Raw genomic sequence first — 17,376 nt, 5'->3', positions numbered from 1 at the left:
GTCAGCCGGCGAGCGTGCCGCGGTCCACCCGTCGGGTCCACCGGGCCACCCACGCGGTGCCGGCCAGGCCCAGCACGCCGACGACGACCGCCGCGGTCGCCAGCGGGGCGACGGAGGCGACCACGCCGACCAGCACCGGGCCGCCGGTGCTGCCGATGTCACCGCACAGGCGCCAGCCCCCGAGGAACTGTGCCCGCCCGGCCACTGGCGCCGCGTCGGCGCCGAGGGTCATCACGATCCCCGAGCCGAGCCCGTTGCCCAGCGCCATGAGGCAGGCCACGGCCGTCAGACCGGCCACCCCGCTGGTGGTCGGCAGCAGCAGGCAGCCCAGCGCGACGGCCAGCACCACCGGGACGGCCACCACCGTGCGCCCGCGGGTGTCCATGAGCCACCCGCCGGGCAGGAAGAAGGCGATGTCCACCGCCGCCGCAACGGCCAGGACCAGCGACGTCGTGGCGGCCGACAGCCCGACCTGCTCGGCCCACAGCGGGAGCAGGACCGTGCGCACCGAGCGGGAGGCGCCGATCACGACGACCGCAGTGCCCAGGGTCAGCAGGGTGCGGCGGTGCTCCCGCAGCACGGACAGCACGGAGGCGTGGCCGCCGGCGCGGGCTGCGGCGCGCTCGGTGGTGCCGAGGTCGGGCATGACCAGGGCGAGCAGCCCGGCTGCCACCGTCAGGGTGGCCGCGAGCACGAAGGCCGCCCGCAGGTCGGTCAGCCCGATCAGCGCTGCACCCAGCAACGGCCCGAGCAGCAGCCCGACGCGGTGGCTGCCCCCGAGCACGCTCATCGCCCGGGCGCGGTAGGCCGTGGGCACGGCGTCGATCATGTAGCCCTGGCGGGCGATCAGGAAGGCCGTCCAGGCCATGCCGCTCACGACCACCGCGCCACCGAGCACCGCCAGGCTGGTGGTGAGTGCCGCAGCGAGCAGGGCCGCGCCGTCGACCAGGCCGCCCAGCAGCAGGGTGCGCCGCTCGCCGACCCGGGCCACCAAGGCTCCTGCCGGCAGGGAGGCGAGCAGCATCCCGACGCCCAGCAGCGCCACCACGAAGGCGGCGGTGCCGACGTCGGCACCCAGGTCGCGCGCCCGCAGCGCCAGCACCGGCATCACGGCCCCGTGACCGGTGGAGGCGACCACCGTGGGGCCGTAGGCGGTGAGCGCGACGGAGCGCAGCCGGAACGGGCGCGCAGAGGGGACGGACACCTGTCCGATGATGGCACTGCAGGGCCCGCGGCGGTCCCTGGTCGCGCAGAGCGCAGAGATAGGGCACAATCCCGGCGCAACCTACGAACAGCGGGGATCCCGTGGCCGGGCACAAAAACCGGCTCCCTGACGTTCACAGGCCAGCGACCTGCGGTCGGCATCGGCCACCGCACACCGACCATCGCAGTGAGGACAGGGACACAGGGCATGGCGACTGACTACGACGCCCCTCGCAAGACCGAGGACGACGTCAACGAGGACTCCATCGAGGAGCTGAAGGCGCGACGGGCCGACAAGAACACCGGCAGCGTCGACGTCGACGAGACCGAGCACGCCGAAGGCTTCGAGCTGCCGGGCGCCGACCTGTCGGGGGAGGAGCTGTCCGTCCGGGTGATGCCGCGGCAGGCCGACGAGTTCACCTGCTCGAAGTGCTTCCTGGTGCACCACCGCAGCCAGCTGGCGAAGGAGGTCGGCGGGCTGCCGGTCTGCACCGAGTGCGCGGCCTGAGCGCTGCGCCGGGGCGCTGAGCGACTACCCTCGGACGACGTGACCACTGACAGCGTGCCGGTGCTGCTGCACCGCCTGGACGAGGACCTGCCCGTGCCGGTGCAGGCCCATCCCGGTGATGCCGGGCTGGACCTGTGTGCCCGCGAGGGCGTCGTACTGGCGCCGGGGGAGCGGGCGCTGGTGCCGACCGGGGTGGCCCTGGCGCTGCCGGCAGGCTACGCGGGGTTCGTGCACCCCCGGTCCGGGCTGGCGGCCCGGCACGGGGTCACCGTCGTCAACGCCCCTGGCACCGTGGACGCCGGCTACCGCGGGGAGATCAAGGTCTGCCTGCTCAACACCGACCGGACCCAGGCCTTCACCGTGCACCGGGGCGACCGCATCGCCCAGCTCGTCGTGCAGCCCGTGAGCACGGTCGCCTTCACCGAGGTGGCGCGCCTGCCCGGCAGCGCCCGCGGCGACAGCGGTCACGGCGACTCCGGCGGCTTCGGCGCCGCACCCGACCTCATCACCACCGACACCAAGGACTGACGCAGACACGTGGGCATCTTCGGCAAGCGCAAGCAGATCACACCCGACCTCGGCGACGACAGCGCCGAGGCCGAGGTCGACGTCCCCGAGGGCGAGCCCGGCGTCGACCGTGACTGGGAGCGCGCCGTGGACGGCCCGTTCGACGTCTCCGAGCGTCCCGACGCCGAGGGCTACCTGGACCTCGGTGCGCTGCGCGTCCCCCCGCGGCCCGGCATGGAGCTGCGGCTGGAGATCGAGCAGGGCACCCAGCGCATGGTGGGGGTGACCTGCGGCGTGGGGGACAACAAGGTGCAGCTGCAGGCCTTCGCCGCGCCTCGCTCCTCGGGCATCTGGACCGAGATCCGCTCCGCCCTGTCCGAGGGCATCGTGCAGGCCGGCGGCTCCGCACAGACCGCCGACGGCGTCTTCGGGGACGAGCTGCGCGCGCGGATGCCGGGGCGGGCCGCCGACGGCCGGGTCGCCTACCAGCCGGCCCGCTTCATGGGGGTGGACGGGCCGCGCTGGTTCCTCCGGGTCGTCGTGAACGGCCCCGCCGCGACGGACGAGGAGGCCCTGCGCGAGGTGCTCACCTTCGTGCGCGGCGTCGTCGTGGACCGTGGCGACGAGCCACGCCCGCCGCGCGAGCTGCTGGAGCTGCGTGCCCCGCAGAACGTCGTGGACGCCGCCGCCCGGCGCGCACGCGCCGCCCAGGGCGACGAGCCTCAGGGCGACCAGCCCCAGAGGCAGCCTCCCGCGGGACAGCAGCAGGACCCCACCGAGCAGAGCGGAAGCGAGGGCCGGCCGTGAGCGCACTGACCCGCATGATGGACCGGCTGGGGCGCGACCAGGCACAGCTGGAGGCCGACGAGGTGGCGCGCGAGTGCGCCCGCCCCGGGTGCCAGTCCGTGGAGAGCCTGGTCGAGCGCGAGGTCGCGCAGGTGACCGGGGTGGTCCACAGCCTGGCGGTGCCGCCGCACGGTCGCCGGCCCGAGGTGCGCGTCGAGCTCTACGACGGCACCGGTGTGCTGGAGCTCATCTGGCTCGGGCGCCGCGCCATCGCGGGCATCCAGCCGGGCACCTACCTCACGGTGCGTGGCCGCGTGGCCTGCGAGGACGACCGGCTGGTCATGTACAACCCCGGCTACGACCTGCTGCCCTCCCGTGGCTGAGCCCCAGCGCGAGCCCCTGGCCGAGGCCCGGGCGGAGGAGACCGTGGAGATGGTCATCCGTGGCCGGCTCTCGGAGGTGCTGGGCGGCTGGTACGGCTCCGTGGAGACGGCCCTGCCGACGGTCGTCTTCGTCGTGGTGTGGCTGGTACGCGAGGAGGTCCGCCCCGCGGTGGTCGCCGCGGTCGCGGCGACCCTGCTCATGGTCGGCGTGCGGATGGCGATCGGCGGGTCCTACCGCTACGTGCTGTCCTCCCTGTTCGGCATCGGCATCGCCGCCTTCTTCGCGCTGCGCAGCGGCAACGCCGAGGACGCCTTCCTGCCGGGCATGCTGGTCAGCGCCGCCTACGGCATCGGGGCGCTGGTCTCGATCCTCGCCCGGTGGCCGCTCATCGGCTTCCTGGTGGCAGCGGCCGACCCGAAGTTCGCCGACGACCCTCGCGCCTGGCGGCGTGACCGGCCCCTCGTGCGCGTCTGCAGCCGGCTGACCTGGGTGCTCGTGGCCCTGTTCGTCGTGCGGCTGGCCGTGATGGTGCCGCTCTACCTCGCCGGCGAGGTCGCCTGGCTCGGCGTGGCCAAGATCGCCCTCGGATGGCCGGCCTACCTGGCGGCGATCCTCGTCATGGGCGTAATGCTGACCACCGGCCGCACCCCCCTGCAGCAGGAGACCCCCCGCACCTAGGGCCGGCGGGGGCTCCCGCACCGCCGAGGAGCTCAGTCCTCGTCGTCGGGGGTTCTCGGCTGGGCGTCCGGGTTGAGGGTCAGCGCCAGGGCCGACTCGGCCTCCGGCGGACACAGGAAGAGCACCTCGTCACCGACCTCGAGCATCTCGTCGGGCACCGGGGTGAGGGCGCGGCCGTCGCGCAGGATCGTGATCATGGCCGTGTCCTCCGGCAGCGGGAGCTCACCGACGCGCCGGCCGACATACGGGCTGGAGTCGGGCATGGTCAGCTCGACCATGTGCACGTTCCCCTGCTGGAACTCGAAGAGCCGCACCAGGTCACCGACGGCCACGGCCTCCTCGACCAGCGCGGTCATCAGGCGCGGGGTGGAGACGGCCACGTCGACCCCCCACGAGTCGTTGAAGAGCCACTCGTTGCGCGGGTTGTTGACCCGCGCAACCGTCCTGGCCACCGCGAACTCCGTCTTGGCCAGGAAGGACACCACGAGGTTCACCTTGTCGTCCCCGGTGGCGCAGACGACGTGGTCGTAGGTGTTGAGCCGAGCCTGCACCAGCGTGCTCAGCTCGCAGGCGTCGCCGAGCAGCCAGTCGGCGGCCGGCACCCGGGCGGTGCGCTCCGGGTCGGGCTCCTGGTCGATGATCAGGACGTCGTGGTTGTTGTGGATGAGCTCCCGGGCGATGGAGCGCCCCACGCTCCCTGCCCCGATGACGGCGATGCGCACGGTGCCTCCTCCTCAGTCCTGCGGCGGGGGAGCGTCGAGACGGTGCTCCAGCTCGGGGAGCCGGTCCCGGGGGACGACCAGGTGCACCTCGTCGCCCTCCTGGTAGACGCTCTGCTCGGTGGGGATCTGCGCGTCGCCGAGCCGGGTCACGAAGGCGACCCGGCCCTGCGCGAACGCCTCGATCTCGGTCAGCCGGTGGCCGATCCACCCGTCGTCGAGGTGGATCTGGGCGAGCACCAGCCGGCCGGTCGGGTCGAAGTAGTCCGGCGTCGCCCCCTGGGGCAGCAGGTGGTGCAGGGTCTGGTCGGCGGCCCAGCGGACCGTGGCCACCGTCGGTATGCCGAGGCGCTCGAAGATCTCGGCCCGGCCGGGGTCGTAGATGCGGGCGACCACGCGCTGGACGCCGAAGGTCTCCCGGGCGACCCTGGCCGCGATGATGTTCGAGTTGTCGCCGCTGCTCACCGCCGCGAACGCGTAGGCCTTCTCGACCCCGGCGCGCCGCATGACGTCACGGTCGAAGCCGACCCCCTTGACCCGGTGGCCCTGGAACTCGGGCGCCAGCCGGCGGAACGCGAGCTCGTCCTGGTCGATGACGGCGACCTCGTGGCCGCGCCGTTCCAGGCTCGTCGCCAGGGTGGCGCCGACGCGTCCGCAGCCCATGATCACGAAGTGCACGTGCCGACGCTAGCGTGCCGCTCCTAGACTCGGTATCCATGGGTGGTCCGCGGCAGGTCCTGGAGCGCGTGTTCATCGGGCGCGCGCTGCGCACCGAACGCCTCAGCGACACCCTGCTGCCCAAGCGGCTCGGTATGCCGGTCTTCGCCAGCGACGCCCTGTCGTCGGTGGCCTACGCCCCCGACGAGATCGTCCTCACCCTGGCGCTCGCCGGTGGTGTCGCGGTCTTCCTGCACTCCTGGGAGATCACGCTGGCGGTCTGTGCCGTCATGGCGGTGATCGTCGCCTCCTACCGGCAGAACGTGCACGCCTACCCCAGCGGCGGCGGCGACTACGAGGTGGTGACCCGCAACCTCGGCCCGACCGCCGGGCTGGGGGTCGGGGCTGCGCTGATGGTCGACTACGTCCTCACCGTGGCGGTGTCCGTCTCGGCGGGGGTGCAGAACGCGGCGGCGGCCCTGGTGTTCCTGCGCGGCTACGAGCCGGTGGCCGCGGGGGCGCTGGTGGGGCTGCTGACGCTCATCAACCTGCGCGGCGTCCGGGAGTCCGGGCGCGCGCTGGCCGTGCCCGTCTACGCGTTCCTGGGCTCCATGGCGCTGATGATCGGGGTGGCCATGGTGCAGTGGGCCACCGGCACGCTGGACCGCGCGGAGAGCGCGGCCTACACGATGCTCCCCGCGCCCGGCTACGAGGCCCTCACCGCGGTCGGCCTGGGCATCCTGCTGCTGCGGGCCTTCGCCTCCGGCACGGTGGCGCTGACGGGCGTGCAGGGGGTGGCCAACGGCGTCCCCGCGCTGCAGCGTCCCAAGAGCGCCAACGCGGCTCGCATCCTGCTCATCATGGCCACCACGTCGATCACGATCCTGCTCTCGGTCATCCTGCTGGTGCGCGAGACCGGCATCCAGATCGCCGTCGAGCCCGAGCAGCAGCTGCGGGTCGAGGGACAGACCGTCGGGCCCGAGTTCGTCCAGGACACCGTGCTGGGCCAGCTCTCACAGGTCGTCTACGGGCCCGAGACGTTGGGCGTGCTGGTCGTCGCGGTGACCACCGGCGTGATGCTCGTCGTCGCGGCCAACACCGCGTTCAACGGGTTCCCCCAGCTCACGTCGCGGCTGGCCACGGACGGCTTCCTGCCGAGCAGCCTGCTCAGCAGGGGCCTGCGCCTGACCTACTCCAACGGCATCCTGCTGCTGGCCGCCGGGGCCCTGGCGCTGGTGCTGGTCTACCAGGCGACGGTGACCGAGCTGATCCAGATGTACATCGTCGGGGTCTTCATCTCCTTCACGCTCAGCCAGGCCGGGATGGTGCGGCACTGGAACCGGCAGCTGCGCCTCGAGGTCGGCCTGGCACGCCGTCGCGCGATGCAGCGCAGCCGCACCATCAACGTGGTGGGGGCGACGGTCTCGCTGACCGTGCTGGTCGTGGTGATCCTCACCCGCTTCACCGAGGGGGCCGGCCTGTCCCTGCTCGCAATCGCTCTGCTCTGGATGGTGATGACCATGGTCTACCGCTTGCACCGTGAGATCGCGGACGAGACGGCCCTGCCCGACGACGACTCCGTGGAGCAGGAGGCGGTGCCCTCGCGCGTCTACGCGCTCGTGCACGTCGAGCGGGTCGACCGGCCCACGATGCGGGCGCTGGCCTACGCCCGGGCTACCCGCCCGCAGGTGCTGGAGGCCGTCACGGTCGACGTCGCCCCGGAGCGGACCCAGGCGCTGCGGGCCGCCTGGGAGGCGCGTGACATCCCGGTCACCCTGCGCTTCCTGGAGTCGCCCTACCGGGAGACCGGCCGGCCCGTCGTCGACTACGTGCGCCGGCTGCACCGGGACCGCCCGCGCGACATGGTGGTCGTCTACCTGCCGGAGTACGTCTCGAGCGGGCGCATGGTGCGGTGGTTCCGCGACCGCGCCCAGGACCAGCTGCGCGACGCCCTGATGCGCACTCCCGGGGTCGTGGTCGCCTCCGTGCCCTGGCAGGGCTCCTCCCTGGACGACGAGAACCCCGAGCCGGACGCCCCACCTGCCGAGCCGGCCGACGCCGAGCGGGAGCACCAGGAGCACCGGACGGAGCCCACGCGTGCCGACTGAGCCGGCCGCACCGCAGACGGACGCTGCACCGGAGGACCTCGCGCCCGGGGACCGCGTCGAGCTGGTCGTCGGCCCCGTGGCGCACGGTGGGCACTGCGTGGCCCGGCACGAGGGCCGCGTGGTGTTCGTGCGGCACACCCTGCCGGGCGAGCGGGTGGTCGCGGAGGTCACCGGCTCGGGCCACGGGGGGCGCTTCCTGCGCGCCGACGCGGTGCGGGTGCTGCAGCCCTCCGCCGACCGGGTGCTGCCCCCCTGCCCGTGGTCGGGCCCGGGACGGTGCGGAGGCTGCGACTTCCAGCACGTCGACCTCGCGGCGCAGCGCCGGCTGAAGGCCGCGGTCGTCGCGGAGCAGTTCCAGCGGCTCGCGGGCGTGGACCTCGCCGAGGCCCTCGGGGGCGAGGTCGTCTGCGAGCCGGTGCCCGGCGACCACGACGGTCTGGGCTGGCGCACCCGGGTGGAGTTCGCCGTCGACGGCAGCGGCCGCGCCGGCCTGCGGCGGCACCGGTCCCACGAGGTCGTGCCGGTCGACGACTGCCTCATCGCCGTCCGGGAGGTGACCGCGACCGGCGTGCTGGCCACGGCCCACCCGGGTGCGGAGGCGGTCGACGTCGTGGCTCCCTCCCGCGGCCCGGCGGTGCAGGTGCCGGTGCCCACCAGCGGTCGCGTGCCCGACGTGGTCGAGGCCGTCACGCTCCCCGGGGGTGAGGTGGAGCTCGGCGTCGGTGCCCGCGGCTTCTGGCAGGTGCACCCGGGTGCGGCGCAGACCTTCGCCGACACCGTGCTCGGCTGGCTCGACGCCCGGCCGGGGGAGCGGGCCCTCGACCTGTATGCCGGGGTGGGGCTCTTCGCCGCCGGGCTGGCCCAGGCCGTGGGTGGCCGGGGTCGGGTGCTGGCGGTCGAGGGCGACCGTGGCGGGGCGGAGCACGCCAGGGACAACCTGCGCCCCTGGAGACACGCCCGGGTGCGGCGCGACCGGGTCGACCGTGCCGTGCGTGGCCTGGTCAACGCCCGGGAGCGCTACGACGTCGTGGTCCTCGACCCGCCCCGCTCCGGGGCCGGCAAGGCGGTCGTGCGCGACGTCGCCCGGCTGCGGGCCAGGGCGGTGGCCTACGTGGCGTGCGACCCGGCGGCGCTGGCGCGCGACACGGCATACCTTGCGGCGGTGGGGTGGCAGCTGACCCGGCTGCGGGTGCTGGACGCCTTCCCGATGACGCACCACATGGAGTGTGTGGCCCTCTTCGAGCCCGTGCGCAAGACTGGGGAGAGACCCCGGGGTGCCGGTGGGCGCCGTGGAAGGGTAGAATTATCTTGACGTCAAGATAAGTGGTCTGAGGACCTGGTCATCGAGGAAGGGACGGCGCGATGAGCGACACGACCGACAGTTTCGGAGCCAAGGGCACACTCGAGGTCGGTGACAACAGTTACCAGATCTACCGGATCACCGGGATCGACGGTGCCACGTCGCTGCCCTACAGCCTCAAGGTGCTGCTGGAGAACCTGCTGCGCACCGAGGACGGCGTCAACATCACCGCCGACCACATCCGCGCGCTGGGCTCGTGGGACGAGGACGCCGACCCGGACACCGAGATCCAGTTCACCCCTGCCCGCGTGATCATGCAGGACTTCACGGGTGTGCCGTGCATCGTGGACCTGGCGACGATGCGGGAGGCGATGGTCGACCTGGGCGGTGACCCGGGCAAGATCAACCCGCTGGTGCCCACCGAGCTGGTGATCGACCACTCGGTCATCATCGACGTCTTCGGCCGGCCCGACGCCTTCGAGCGCAACGTGGAGATCGAGTACCAGCGCAACGGGGAGCGCTACCAGTTCCTGCGCTGGGGCCAGAAGGCGTTCGAGGACTTCAAGGTCGTCCCGCCCGGCACCGGCATCGTGCACCAGGTCAACATCGAGCACCTGGCCCGCACGGTCATGACCCGCGACATCAACGGTGAGCTCACGGCATACCCCGACACCTGCGTGGGCACCGACAGCCACACCACGATGGTGAACGGCCTGGGCGTGCTGGGCTGGGGCGTCGGCGGCATCGAGGCGGAGGCGGCCATGCTCGGCCAGCCGGTGTCGATGCTCATCCCGCGCGTGGTCGGCTTCAAGCTCACCGGGTCGATCCCGGCGGGGGCCACCGCGACCGACGTGGTGCTGACCATCACCGAGCAGCTGCGCGAGCACGGCGTGGTCGGCAAGTTCGTGGAGTTCTACGGCGACGGTGTCGCGCAGGTGCCCCTGGCCAACCGCGCGACGATCGGCAACATGAGCCCCGAGTTCGGCTCGACCTGTGCCATCTTCCCGATCGACGAGGTGACGCTGGAGTACCTGCGCCTCACCGGCCGCTCGGACGAGCAGGTCGCCCTGGTGGAGGCCTATGCCCAGGAGCAGGGGATGTGGCACGACCCCGACGTCGAGCCGCGCTTCAGCGAGCGCCTGGAGCTGGACCTGTCCACCGTCGTGCCCTCCATCGCCGGCCCCAAGCGCCCGCAGGACCGCATCGCGGTCACCGAGTCCAAGGAGCAGTTCCGCGCCGACCTGCGGCACTACGTCGACCACGACCCGGACTCCACGCCCTCGGCGCTGGACGACGAGATCGAGTCCAGCTTCCCGGCCTCCGACGCACCCTCGCACGACGCGCGGGACGACAGCTCGGAGGCGGCCCGGCCCTCGCACTCGGCCGTCCCCCCGGACGGCGACACCGAGCGGGTCAGCACCCCGGTGACGGTGACCGTCGACGGCGACACCTTCGAGATCGACCACGGCATCGTCTCGATCGCCTCGATCACCTCGTGCACCAACACCTCCAACCCCTCGGTGATGATGGCGGCGGCGATGCTGGCCAAGAACGCCGTCGAGCGCGGGCTCACCGTGGCGCCGTGGGTCAAGACGTCGATGGCCCCCGGCTCCAAGGTGGTCACCGGCTACTTCGAGGCGGCGGGCATGTGGCCCTACCTGGAGAAGCTCGGCTTCCACCTCGTGGGCTACGGCTGCACCACGTGCATCGGCAACTCCGGCCCGCTGGCCGAGGAGATCTCGCAGGCCATCCAGGACAACGACCTCGCGGTCACCTCGGTGCTGTCGGGCAACCGCAACTTCGAGGGGCGCATCAACCCCGACGTCAAGATGAACTACCTGGCCAGCCCGCCGCTGGTCATCGCCTACGCGCTGGCCGGCACGATGGACTTCGACTTCGAGACCGAGCCGCTGGGTGTCGACACCGAGGGCAACGAGGTCTTCCTGCGCGACCTCTGGCCGGCTGCCGACGAGGTCGAGCGCACCATCGCCACCTCGATCAGCCGGGAGATGTTCACCGAGGACTACTCCGACGTGTTCGCCGGCGACGACCGCTGGCGGTCGCTGCCGACCCCCGAGGGTGACACCTTCGAGTGGGCCGACGAGTCGACCTACGTCCGCAAGCCTCCGTACTTCGACGGCATGCAGGCCGGGCCGGACGAGGTCGGCGACATCGAGGGCGCCCGGGTGCTGGCCAGGCTGGGTGACTCGGTGACGACCGACCACATCAGCCCGGCGGGCTCGATCAAGGCCGACAGCCCGGCGGGCAGGTACCTCGCCGACCACGGCATCGAGCGCAAGGACTTCAACTCCTACGGCTCGCGGCGCGGCAACCACGAGGTCATGATCCGGGGCACCTTCGCCAACATCCGGCTGCGCAACCAGCTGCTGGACGGTGTCGAGGGCGGCTACACCCGCAACTTCCTGGCCGACGGCGAGCAGACCTTCATCTACGACGCGGCCCAGGCGTATGCCGAGGCGGGCGTGCCGCTGGTGGTGCTGGCCGGCAAGGAGTACGGCTCGGGGTCCTCGCGTGACTGGGCGGCCAAGGGCACGCGTCTGCTCGGGGTCAAGGCGGTCATCGCCGAGTCCTACGAGCGCATCCACCGCTCCAACCTGATCGGGATGGGCGTCCTGCCGCTGCAGTTCCCGGAGGGTGAGACGGCCGAGTCCCTGGGGCTGGACGGCACCGAGACCTTCGCCATCTCCGGCGTCACCGAGCTCAACGAGGGCCGGGTGCCCAAGACGGTGAAGGTGAGTGCAGCCAAGGAGGACGGTCAGAGCGTGGACTTCGACGCGGTGGTCCGCATCGACACCCCCGGCGAGGCCGACTACTTCCGCAACGACGGGATCCTGCAGTACGTCCTGAGGTCCCTCGTCGGCTGACGCCTTGCGAGGGAGATTGCACCCTCCCTTCCCGCGTTGCCAGGGAGACTCCCCGGGTGAACGTGGCTCTGCCAGGGATCCTGTACCCCATACGGGGTGCACGATCCCTGGCAGAGTTCGTCCGGTGCCGGGAAACTCGCTAGCAAGGCCTGTGTGCTGACGGGCCTGGGGGTGAGCTCGTTGTCGATGGCCACGAGCGCGATCCCGGCCGTGGGAGCACGCCTGGCGCAGCTCACCCTCGCGCAGTGCCGGCAGGCCGGTGAGGCCGCGCTCCTCGCTGCGGATGCGACGCAGACCCGCGCGGCCGCGGTGGCTGCGCGGGCCTGAGGGCGCCGTCCCCGCGGGCGCACGGCGGGTGACCGAGACAGCCAGAGCGTCGTACACTTGTTCGTATGTCGAGTGGACCGCCTGGGTGGCCCGACCGGGTCCCCCCGGCCGGGGTCTCCGGCTGGGAGCAGGCTGCGGTCTCCTGGCTGCTCGACCAGTGCCCCGCCGACTACCGGGCGTATGCCGCATGGCGGCGTCACCCGGTCGCTCTGGCCTGGGTGACCGTCCGCCACCTCCAGGCGGAGCTGGCGGCGATGCGCGGCGCCTGGCGGGACGTGCGCCCCGAGCTGGGGCCCGTGCTGCCCCCCGGCAGCCTGGGCGACGTGCTCGGTTCGCTGACCCAGGAGGGCCTGCGGCTGAGGTCGGCCCTGCGCAGCGCGGAGCTGCTCCTGGAGGCCCTGCGGGTGCGGGCTCCCCTCAGCCCCCGTTGACGGGGCTGTCAGGTTGGGGACAGGTCGGGCGGCGTAGACTCGACCGAACCGCACCAGGCAGAAAGGCTCTCGCTCCGTGGGACTCCTGCGCTCCATCTCCGGCCCGGCCGACCTCAAGGCGCTGTCCCGGCCGCAGCTGGACGACCTCGCGGCCGAGGTCCGTGCCTACCTCGTCGACTCGGTGTCCCGCACCGGGGGCCACCTGGGCCCCAACCTCGGCGTCGTGGAGCTCACCATGGCCATCCACCGGGTCTTCTCCTCCCCGCGGGACACCGTCGTCTTCGACACCGGGCACCAGTCCTACGTGCACAAGCTGCTCACCGGCCGCCACGACTTCTCCCGGCTGCGCAAGCAGGGGGGACTGTCCGGATACCCCTCCCGCTCCGAGTCCGAGCACGACGTCGTGGAGAACTCGCACGCCTCGACCTCGCTGTCCTGGGCCATCGGCATCGCGACGGGGCGCAAGCTGCGCGGTGAGGGCCACCGGCACACGGTGGCGGTGATCGGGGACGGTGCCCTGACCGGCGGCATGGCCTGGGAGGCCCTCAACAACATCGCGCACAACCCCGACCTCCCCCTGGTCATCGTCATCAACGACAACACCCGCTCCTACGCGCCGACCACGGGCGGCATGGCCGACTACCTGGCCTCCCTGCGCGCGACGCGGGGCTACGAGAACGTGCTGTCCTGGGGCAAGCGGCAGCTCAACCGGACGCCGGTGGTCGGCCGGCAGATGTACGCCACGGTGCACGGGGTCAAGAAGGGCATCAAGGACATCGTCAGCCCGCAGGGGATGTTCGAGGACCTGGGCCTGAAGTACCTCGGCCCCGTCGACGGCCACGACCTGGACGCCCTCGAGAGCGCACTGCGCCGCGCCCGGGACTTCCGCGGCGTCGTGCTCGTGCACGTGATCACCGAGAAGGGTCACGGCTACGAGCCGGCCACCGAGCACGAGGCCGACCGCTTCCACGCCGTCGGCGCCATCAACCCCGAGACCGGGCTGCCGCTGGAGCTGTCCGGCCGGTCCTGGACCGACGAGTTCAGCGACGAGCTCGTGCAGCTGGGCCGCGAGCGCAGCGACATCGTCGCCCTCACCGCCTCGATGCTCATCCCGGTGGGCCTGGCGCCGTTCGCCGAGCGCTTCCCCGACCGGGTCTTCGACGTCGGCATCGCCGAGCAGCACGCGGTCACCATGGCGGCCGGGCTGTCCTTCGCCGGGCTGCACCCGGTCGTGGCGATCTACGCGACCTTCCTCAACCGCGCCTTCGACCAGCTGCTCATGGACTGCGCCCTGCACCGGCAGGGGGTGACGTTCGTGCTGGACCGCGCCGGCATCACCGGCACCGACGGCGCGAGCCACAACGGCATGTGGGACATGACCGTCGTCGGCATCGTGCCGGGGCTGCACCTGGCGGCCCCGCGCGACGGCGCGCAGATCCGCCGGGCGCTGCGCGAGGCCGTCACCATCGACGACGCGCCGAGCGTGGTGCGCTTCCCCAAGGGCACGGTCAGCGAGCCGATCGAGGCCGTGGCGACCGACGGGGACCTCGACGTGCTGCGCGAGTGCGAGGGGGACCCCGACCTGCTCCTCGTCTCGGTGGGCGCGATGGCGCCGCTGGCGCTGCAGGTCGCTGACAAGCTCGCCGCCGAGGGGCGCACCGTCCGGGTGGTCGACCCGCGGTGGGTCCTGCCGGTGAGCGACGACCTCGTCCGTGTGGCCGGTCGTGCCGGGGCGGTCGCCGTCATCGAGGACAACATCGTCGGCGGCGGCATCGGCAGCGCCCTCTCCCGGGCGGTCGCCGACGCCGGGGGCCCGCTGCGTCCCCTCTGGTGCTACGGCATACCCCAGCAGTTCCTGGACCATGCCTCGCGCAGCCAGATCCTCGAGCAGGTCGGCCTCACCCCCGACCAGGTCGCGACCTCGCTCATCGAGCGCCTGCGCGGCTGACGGCCGGTCCGTGACGCGGGTCGCGGTCGTCACCAACCCGGTCCGTGACCCTCGGCGGCGGGCGCTGCGCCGGGTCCGTGCCGTATGCCGTGAGCACGGCTGGGACGAGCCGCTCGCCTGGTCGACGACACCGGCCGAGCCGGGCAGGGCCCAGACGCGGCAGGCCCTGGCCGCAGGCGCCGACGTGGTCGTGGCCGTCGGTGGGGACGGCACGGTGCGGGAGGCGGCCGAGGCGCTGGCGGACACCGGGGTGCCCCTGGCGGTGGTGCCGCTGGGCACCGCCAACCTGCTGGCCCGCAACCTGCGGATCCCGCTGCGCTCGGTGGACGCAGCGGTCTCCGCCGCGCTGACCGGTGCCGACCGCCCGCTGGACCTCGTCGCGGTGCGGCTCACCCGTGCCGGTGCCGGCGAGGTGAGCACCACGTCCCTGGTCGTCGCGGGTCTGGGCCAGGACGGCGCGACGGTGGCGGCCGTGTGTCCGGGCCTGAAGCGGACGGTGGGCTGGCCGGCCTATCTCGTGCCGGGCCTGTGGCGCCTGGGTGAGCCGCTCGTGCCGGTGCAGGTGAGCCTCGACGGCGGGCCGCTGCGGGCGCACGACGTCTGGTCGGTGCTGGTCGGCAGCTGTGCCCGCATCCCGCTCGGCATCCAGGTGCTCCCGGGGGCACGCCCCGACGACGGCCGCCTGGACGTCGCACTCCTGGCGCCACGGCACGTCGGGCAGTGGGCACCGGTCGTCCTCAAGGCGGTGCTCGGCCTGCGCCGGGACGTGCCGGGGCACACCTCGCGCACGGCCGTCCGGGTGAGGGTCACCAGCGCGGTGCCGCTCACGGCTCAGGTCGACGGCGACCCGTTCGCCGGCGTGACGGCGCTCGATGCGGTCGTGCGGCCGGCCGCCCTGGTCGTGCGCACCCTCAGGTGAGCTCGGCGACGGCCTCGGCGAACAGCGCCTCCCCATCGACGTCGAGCCCCCGGCTGCGGAACCAGGCGCACACGTTGACGCAGTCGCGGTGCAGGAAGGCCAGGCCCTGGGGGTTGGCGACCAGGTCGACGACCTGGGGCAGGTCGATGACGACGATGTCGTCGCCCTCGGCCAGCACGTTGTAGGCCGAGAGGTCGCCGTGCGCGACACCGTGCCCGGCGAGGGTCACCACCACCCGGGCCAGCTGGGTGTAGTAGCCCTCGAGGCGCTCAGGTCCCGGCCGCATCTCGGCCAGGCGGGGGGCCGCGGCCCCCGAGGCCTCGCCGACGAACTCCATGAGGATCTCGCTGCCCCGCAGCTGCACCGGGTAGGGCACCGGTAGCCCCAGCGACCAGTAGCGCTTGAGGGCGTCCCACTCGGCGTGGGCCCACTGCCCGGTCGCGACCCGGCGGCCGTAGGCCGACTTGCGCTCCAGCGCCCGGGCGTCGCGGCTGCGCCGGGTGCGGCGCCCCTCGGTGTAGACGGCCGCCCGGTGGAAGCTGCGGTGCTGCTCGCTGCGGTAGCGCTTGGCGGCCATGAGGGCGGTGTGACCGCTGCCGTCGGTGGCCGCTCGCTCCACGAGGACGACGTCGGCCTCCTTGCCGGTCTTGAGGACACCGAGGTCGGTGTCGACGGCGCCGGCGTCGGTCACGACCCAGTCGGGGACGGGGGCGGGGCCGCGGTTGCCGCGCACGACCTCCCAGTAGGTCGTCGGTCGCCGGTCGGGGGTGCCGGCCTCGGGGAGGTCGAGCGGTGTGTAGTCGAAGACGAAGCGCGGGTCGAGGTCAGCCGCGCCGGTGGGGTGCTGGGTCAACGGAGGTGCTCCTGGAGGAGAAGGGAAGGAGTGGCGTCATACCGCTGTCGGTCGCGTCCATCGCACGTCCTCCTTCCGCTCCGGGCAGCCTGCCGGCCGCTCCTGCACCGGCCGTGTGCCGCTGCTCGCCCCAGGGTGGCGCGTGCCGCGGCGGGTATGCAACGGGTTTTCCGCCTCCTGGGCCTGCCCCGCCGTGCCCGCTGTGGTGGCAGCGGCAGGCTCAGTTGAGGGATCGCAGGTCGGTGGGCGGAGTCCCGCCCGCCAGCACGTCCGCGGCGAACCGCTGGAGGGCCGTGAGCGCCGCCCGCTGCGGGACGGGGCCGTAGGAGATACGGGCCACACCGAGCGCCTGCAGCCGAGCGGGGGGTGGCACGGTCGGAAAGCCGATGACCGACAGCCGCTGAGGTCCGAGTGCCTCGACCAGCGTCCCGATCTGCTCCTCGGTGAGCGGTCCGGGCACGAACACCACGGGAGCGCCGGCGTCGAGGTAGGCACGTCCGCGTTCCACGGCGTCGGCCAGCACCGCGGCTGCCGGCCGGTCCCCGGCGCGCAGGACCACATCGGTGCGGGCGTTGAGCACGAAGTCGGGAAGACCGGCGTCGCCGGCGGCGCGCATGACGGCCTCCACCTGGGCCGCCGCCGCGGCGACCGGCTTCATCTGGTCCTCGACGTTGGCACCGACGACCCCGACGTCGATGGCCCGGCGCACGGTCTCCGCGGCGTTCCCGTACCCGCCCTCGAGGTCGGCGGTGACAGGCAGGTCGGTGGCGGCGACGACGCGCCGGACCATATCCAGCATGAGGTCGAGCGGGATCTGCTCGCCGTCCGGATAGCCCAGGGTGGCGGCGACGGAGTGGCTGGCGGTGGCCAGGGCCGTCGTGCCCGGGGTGTCCGCCACGACCCTGGCGCTCACCGCGTCCCAGACGTTGACCAGGGTGAGCAGCTCGGGCGCGCGGTGCAGGTCGAGAAGGATGCGCGCCAGGACCGGGGTCGTTGTCATGTGACGCACAACACAGCAGGCCTGGGCCGGATTCCCGCCGCCGGGCCGGGAGCCCGGACTCCCCGCCACGCTGCGTGCACGGCCCCGGTGGCACGCACCGCCGCGTGCGTGGAGGTGTCACCCCCGACGCCCGGGGCCGGTGCAGGTCTAGGCACTGGGCCAT

At 73.0% G+C, this 17,376-nt stretch carries 17 protein-coding genes; 12 read left to right on the top strand and 5 right to left on the bottom strand.

Annotation, left to right across the window (positions count from 1 at the left end; genetic code table 11):
* Position 1 precedes the first annotated feature (1 nt).
* Positions 2–1,204: an MFS transporter gene (locus LVO85_RS13725; protein WP_232748058.1), complete on the bottom strand. Its 1,203-nt coding sequence runs from the start codon at positions 1,202–1,204 to the stop codon at positions 2–4.
* 207 nt (positions 1,205–1,411) lie between these two features.
* Between LVO85_RS13725 and LVO85_RS13720 the strand changes: the two genes are divergently transcribed.
* From LVO85_RS13720 to LVO85_RS13700, 5 genes are read left to right on the top strand one after another with little or no spacing between them, the layout of a single operon-like run.
* A complete protein-coding gene (locus LVO85_RS13720) occupies positions 1,412–1,711 on the top strand; it encodes a DUF4193 domain-containing protein (protein WP_232748057.1) in 300 nt (99 codons plus the stop codon).
* Positions 1,712–1,750: 39 nt separating this feature from the next.
* On the top strand, positions 1,751–2,239 hold the full coding sequence (gene dut, locus LVO85_RS13715; protein WP_232748056.1) for a dUTP diphosphatase: 489 nt from the start codon (positions 1,751–1,753) through the stop codon (positions 2,237–2,239).
* A gap of 9 nt (positions 2,240–2,248) precedes the next feature.
* Complete coding sequence (locus LVO85_RS13710) at positions 2,249–3,025, top strand: DUF3710 domain-containing protein (protein ID WP_232748055.1); 777 nt, start codon at positions 2,249–2,251, stop codon at positions 3,023–3,025.
* A complete protein-coding gene (locus LVO85_RS13705) occupies positions 3,022–3,387 on the top strand; it encodes an OB-fold nucleic acid binding domain-containing protein (protein ID WP_232748054.1) in 366 nt (121 codons plus the stop codon). Before LVO85_RS13710 ends, LVO85_RS13705 begins: the two co-directional genes overlap by 4 nt.
* Positions 3,380–4,066 carry a DUF3159 domain-containing protein gene (locus tag LVO85_RS13700; protein ID WP_232748053.1) on the top strand — a complete coding sequence of 229 codons (687 nt, stop codon included), beginning with the start codon at positions 3,380–3,382 and terminating at the stop codon, positions 4,064–4,066. The genes LVO85_RS13705 and LVO85_RS13700 overlap by 8 nt, the downstream gene beginning before the upstream one ends.
* Before the next feature lie 32 nt (positions 4,067–4,098).
* Here the strand turns inward: LVO85_RS13700 and LVO85_RS13695 are convergent, their stop codons facing one another.
* Together LVO85_RS13695 and LVO85_RS13690 are read right to left on the bottom strand one after the other, a co-directional pair.
* Positions 4,099–4,788, bottom strand: a complete 690-nt coding sequence (locus tag LVO85_RS13695; RefSeq protein WP_232748052.1) for a potassium channel family protein — start codon at positions 4,786–4,788, stop codon at positions 4,099–4,101.
* 12 nt (positions 4,789–4,800) lie between these two features.
* Positions 4,801–5,463, bottom strand: a complete 663-nt coding sequence (locus LVO85_RS13690; protein ID WP_232748051.1) for a potassium channel family protein — start codon at positions 5,461–5,463, stop codon at positions 4,801–4,803.
* Between the two features lie 38 nt (positions 5,464–5,501).
* On the opposite strand from LVO85_RS13690, the gene LVO85_RS13685 reads away from it, so the two are divergent.
* From LVO85_RS13685 to LVO85_RS13655, 7 genes are all read left to right on the top strand, one after another.
* The gene (locus LVO85_RS13685; protein WP_232748050.1) at positions 5,502–7,550 is read left to right on the top strand and encodes an APC family permease; all 2,049 of its coding nucleotides are present in this window, start codon (positions 5,502–5,504) and stop codon (positions 7,548–7,550) included.
* A complete protein-coding gene (locus tag LVO85_RS13680) occupies positions 7,540–8,862 on the top strand; it encodes a class I SAM-dependent RNA methyltransferase (protein ID WP_232748049.1) in 1,323 nt (440 codons plus the stop codon). The genes LVO85_RS13685 and LVO85_RS13680 overlap by 11 nt, the downstream gene beginning before the upstream one ends.
* 50 nt (positions 8,863–8,912) lie before the next feature.
* A complete protein-coding gene (locus tag LVO85_RS13675) occupies positions 8,913–11,735 on the top strand; it encodes an aconitate hydratase (RefSeq protein WP_232748048.1) in 2,823 nt (940 codons plus the stop codon).
* A gap of 153 nt (positions 11,736–11,888) precedes the next feature.
* Positions 11,889–12,062 (top strand): hypothetical protein, encoded by a 174-nt coding sequence (locus LVO85_RS13670; RefSeq protein WP_232748047.1) that lies wholly within the window; start codon positions 11,889–11,891, stop codon positions 12,060–12,062.
* 65 nt (positions 12,063–12,127) lie between these two features.
* Positions 12,128–12,493: a hypothetical protein gene (locus LVO85_RS13665; protein ID WP_232748046.1), complete on the top strand. Its 366-nt coding sequence runs from the start codon at positions 12,128–12,130 to the stop codon at positions 12,491–12,493.
* Positions 12,494–12,569: 76 nt separating this feature from the next.
* Positions 12,570–14,441: a 1-deoxy-D-xylulose-5-phosphate synthase gene (dxs, locus tag LVO85_RS13660; protein WP_232748045.1), complete on the top strand. Its 1,872-nt coding sequence runs from the start codon at positions 12,570–12,572 to the stop codon at positions 14,439–14,441.
* A gap of 10 nt (positions 14,442–14,451) precedes the next feature.
* Positions 14,452–15,360, top strand: a complete 909-nt coding sequence (locus LVO85_RS13655; RefSeq protein WP_232748044.1) for a diacylglycerol/lipid kinase family protein — start codon at positions 14,452–14,454, stop codon at positions 15,358–15,360.
* Here LVO85_RS13655 and LVO85_RS13650 read toward each other — a convergent pair.
* Both LVO85_RS13650 and LVO85_RS13645 read right to left on the bottom strand, forming a co-directional pair.
* On the bottom strand, positions 15,353–16,213 hold the full coding sequence (locus LVO85_RS13650; RefSeq protein WP_232748043.1) for a serine protein kinase RIO: 861 nt from the start codon (positions 16,211–16,213) through the stop codon (positions 15,353–15,355). The two genes, LVO85_RS13655 and LVO85_RS13650, sit on opposite strands and share 8 nt — an antisense overlap.
* A 220-nt stretch (positions 16,214–16,433) precedes the next feature.
* The gene (locus LVO85_RS13645; protein ID WP_232748042.1) at positions 16,434–17,213 is read right to left on the bottom strand and encodes an isocitrate lyase/PEP mutase family protein; all 780 of its coding nucleotides are present in this window, start codon (positions 17,211–17,213) and stop codon (positions 16,434–16,436) included.
* Positions 17,214–17,376: the final 163 nt, after the last annotated feature.

This window comes from Ornithinimicrobium sediminis (assembly GCF_021272345.1).
Lineage (GTDB): Bacteria > Actinomycetota > Actinomycetes > Actinomycetales > Dermatophilaceae > Ornithinicoccus > Ornithinicoccus sediminis_B.
Note: the sequence above shows the minus strand (reverse complement) of the source record. Positions and strands in the feature narration are given on the sequence as shown.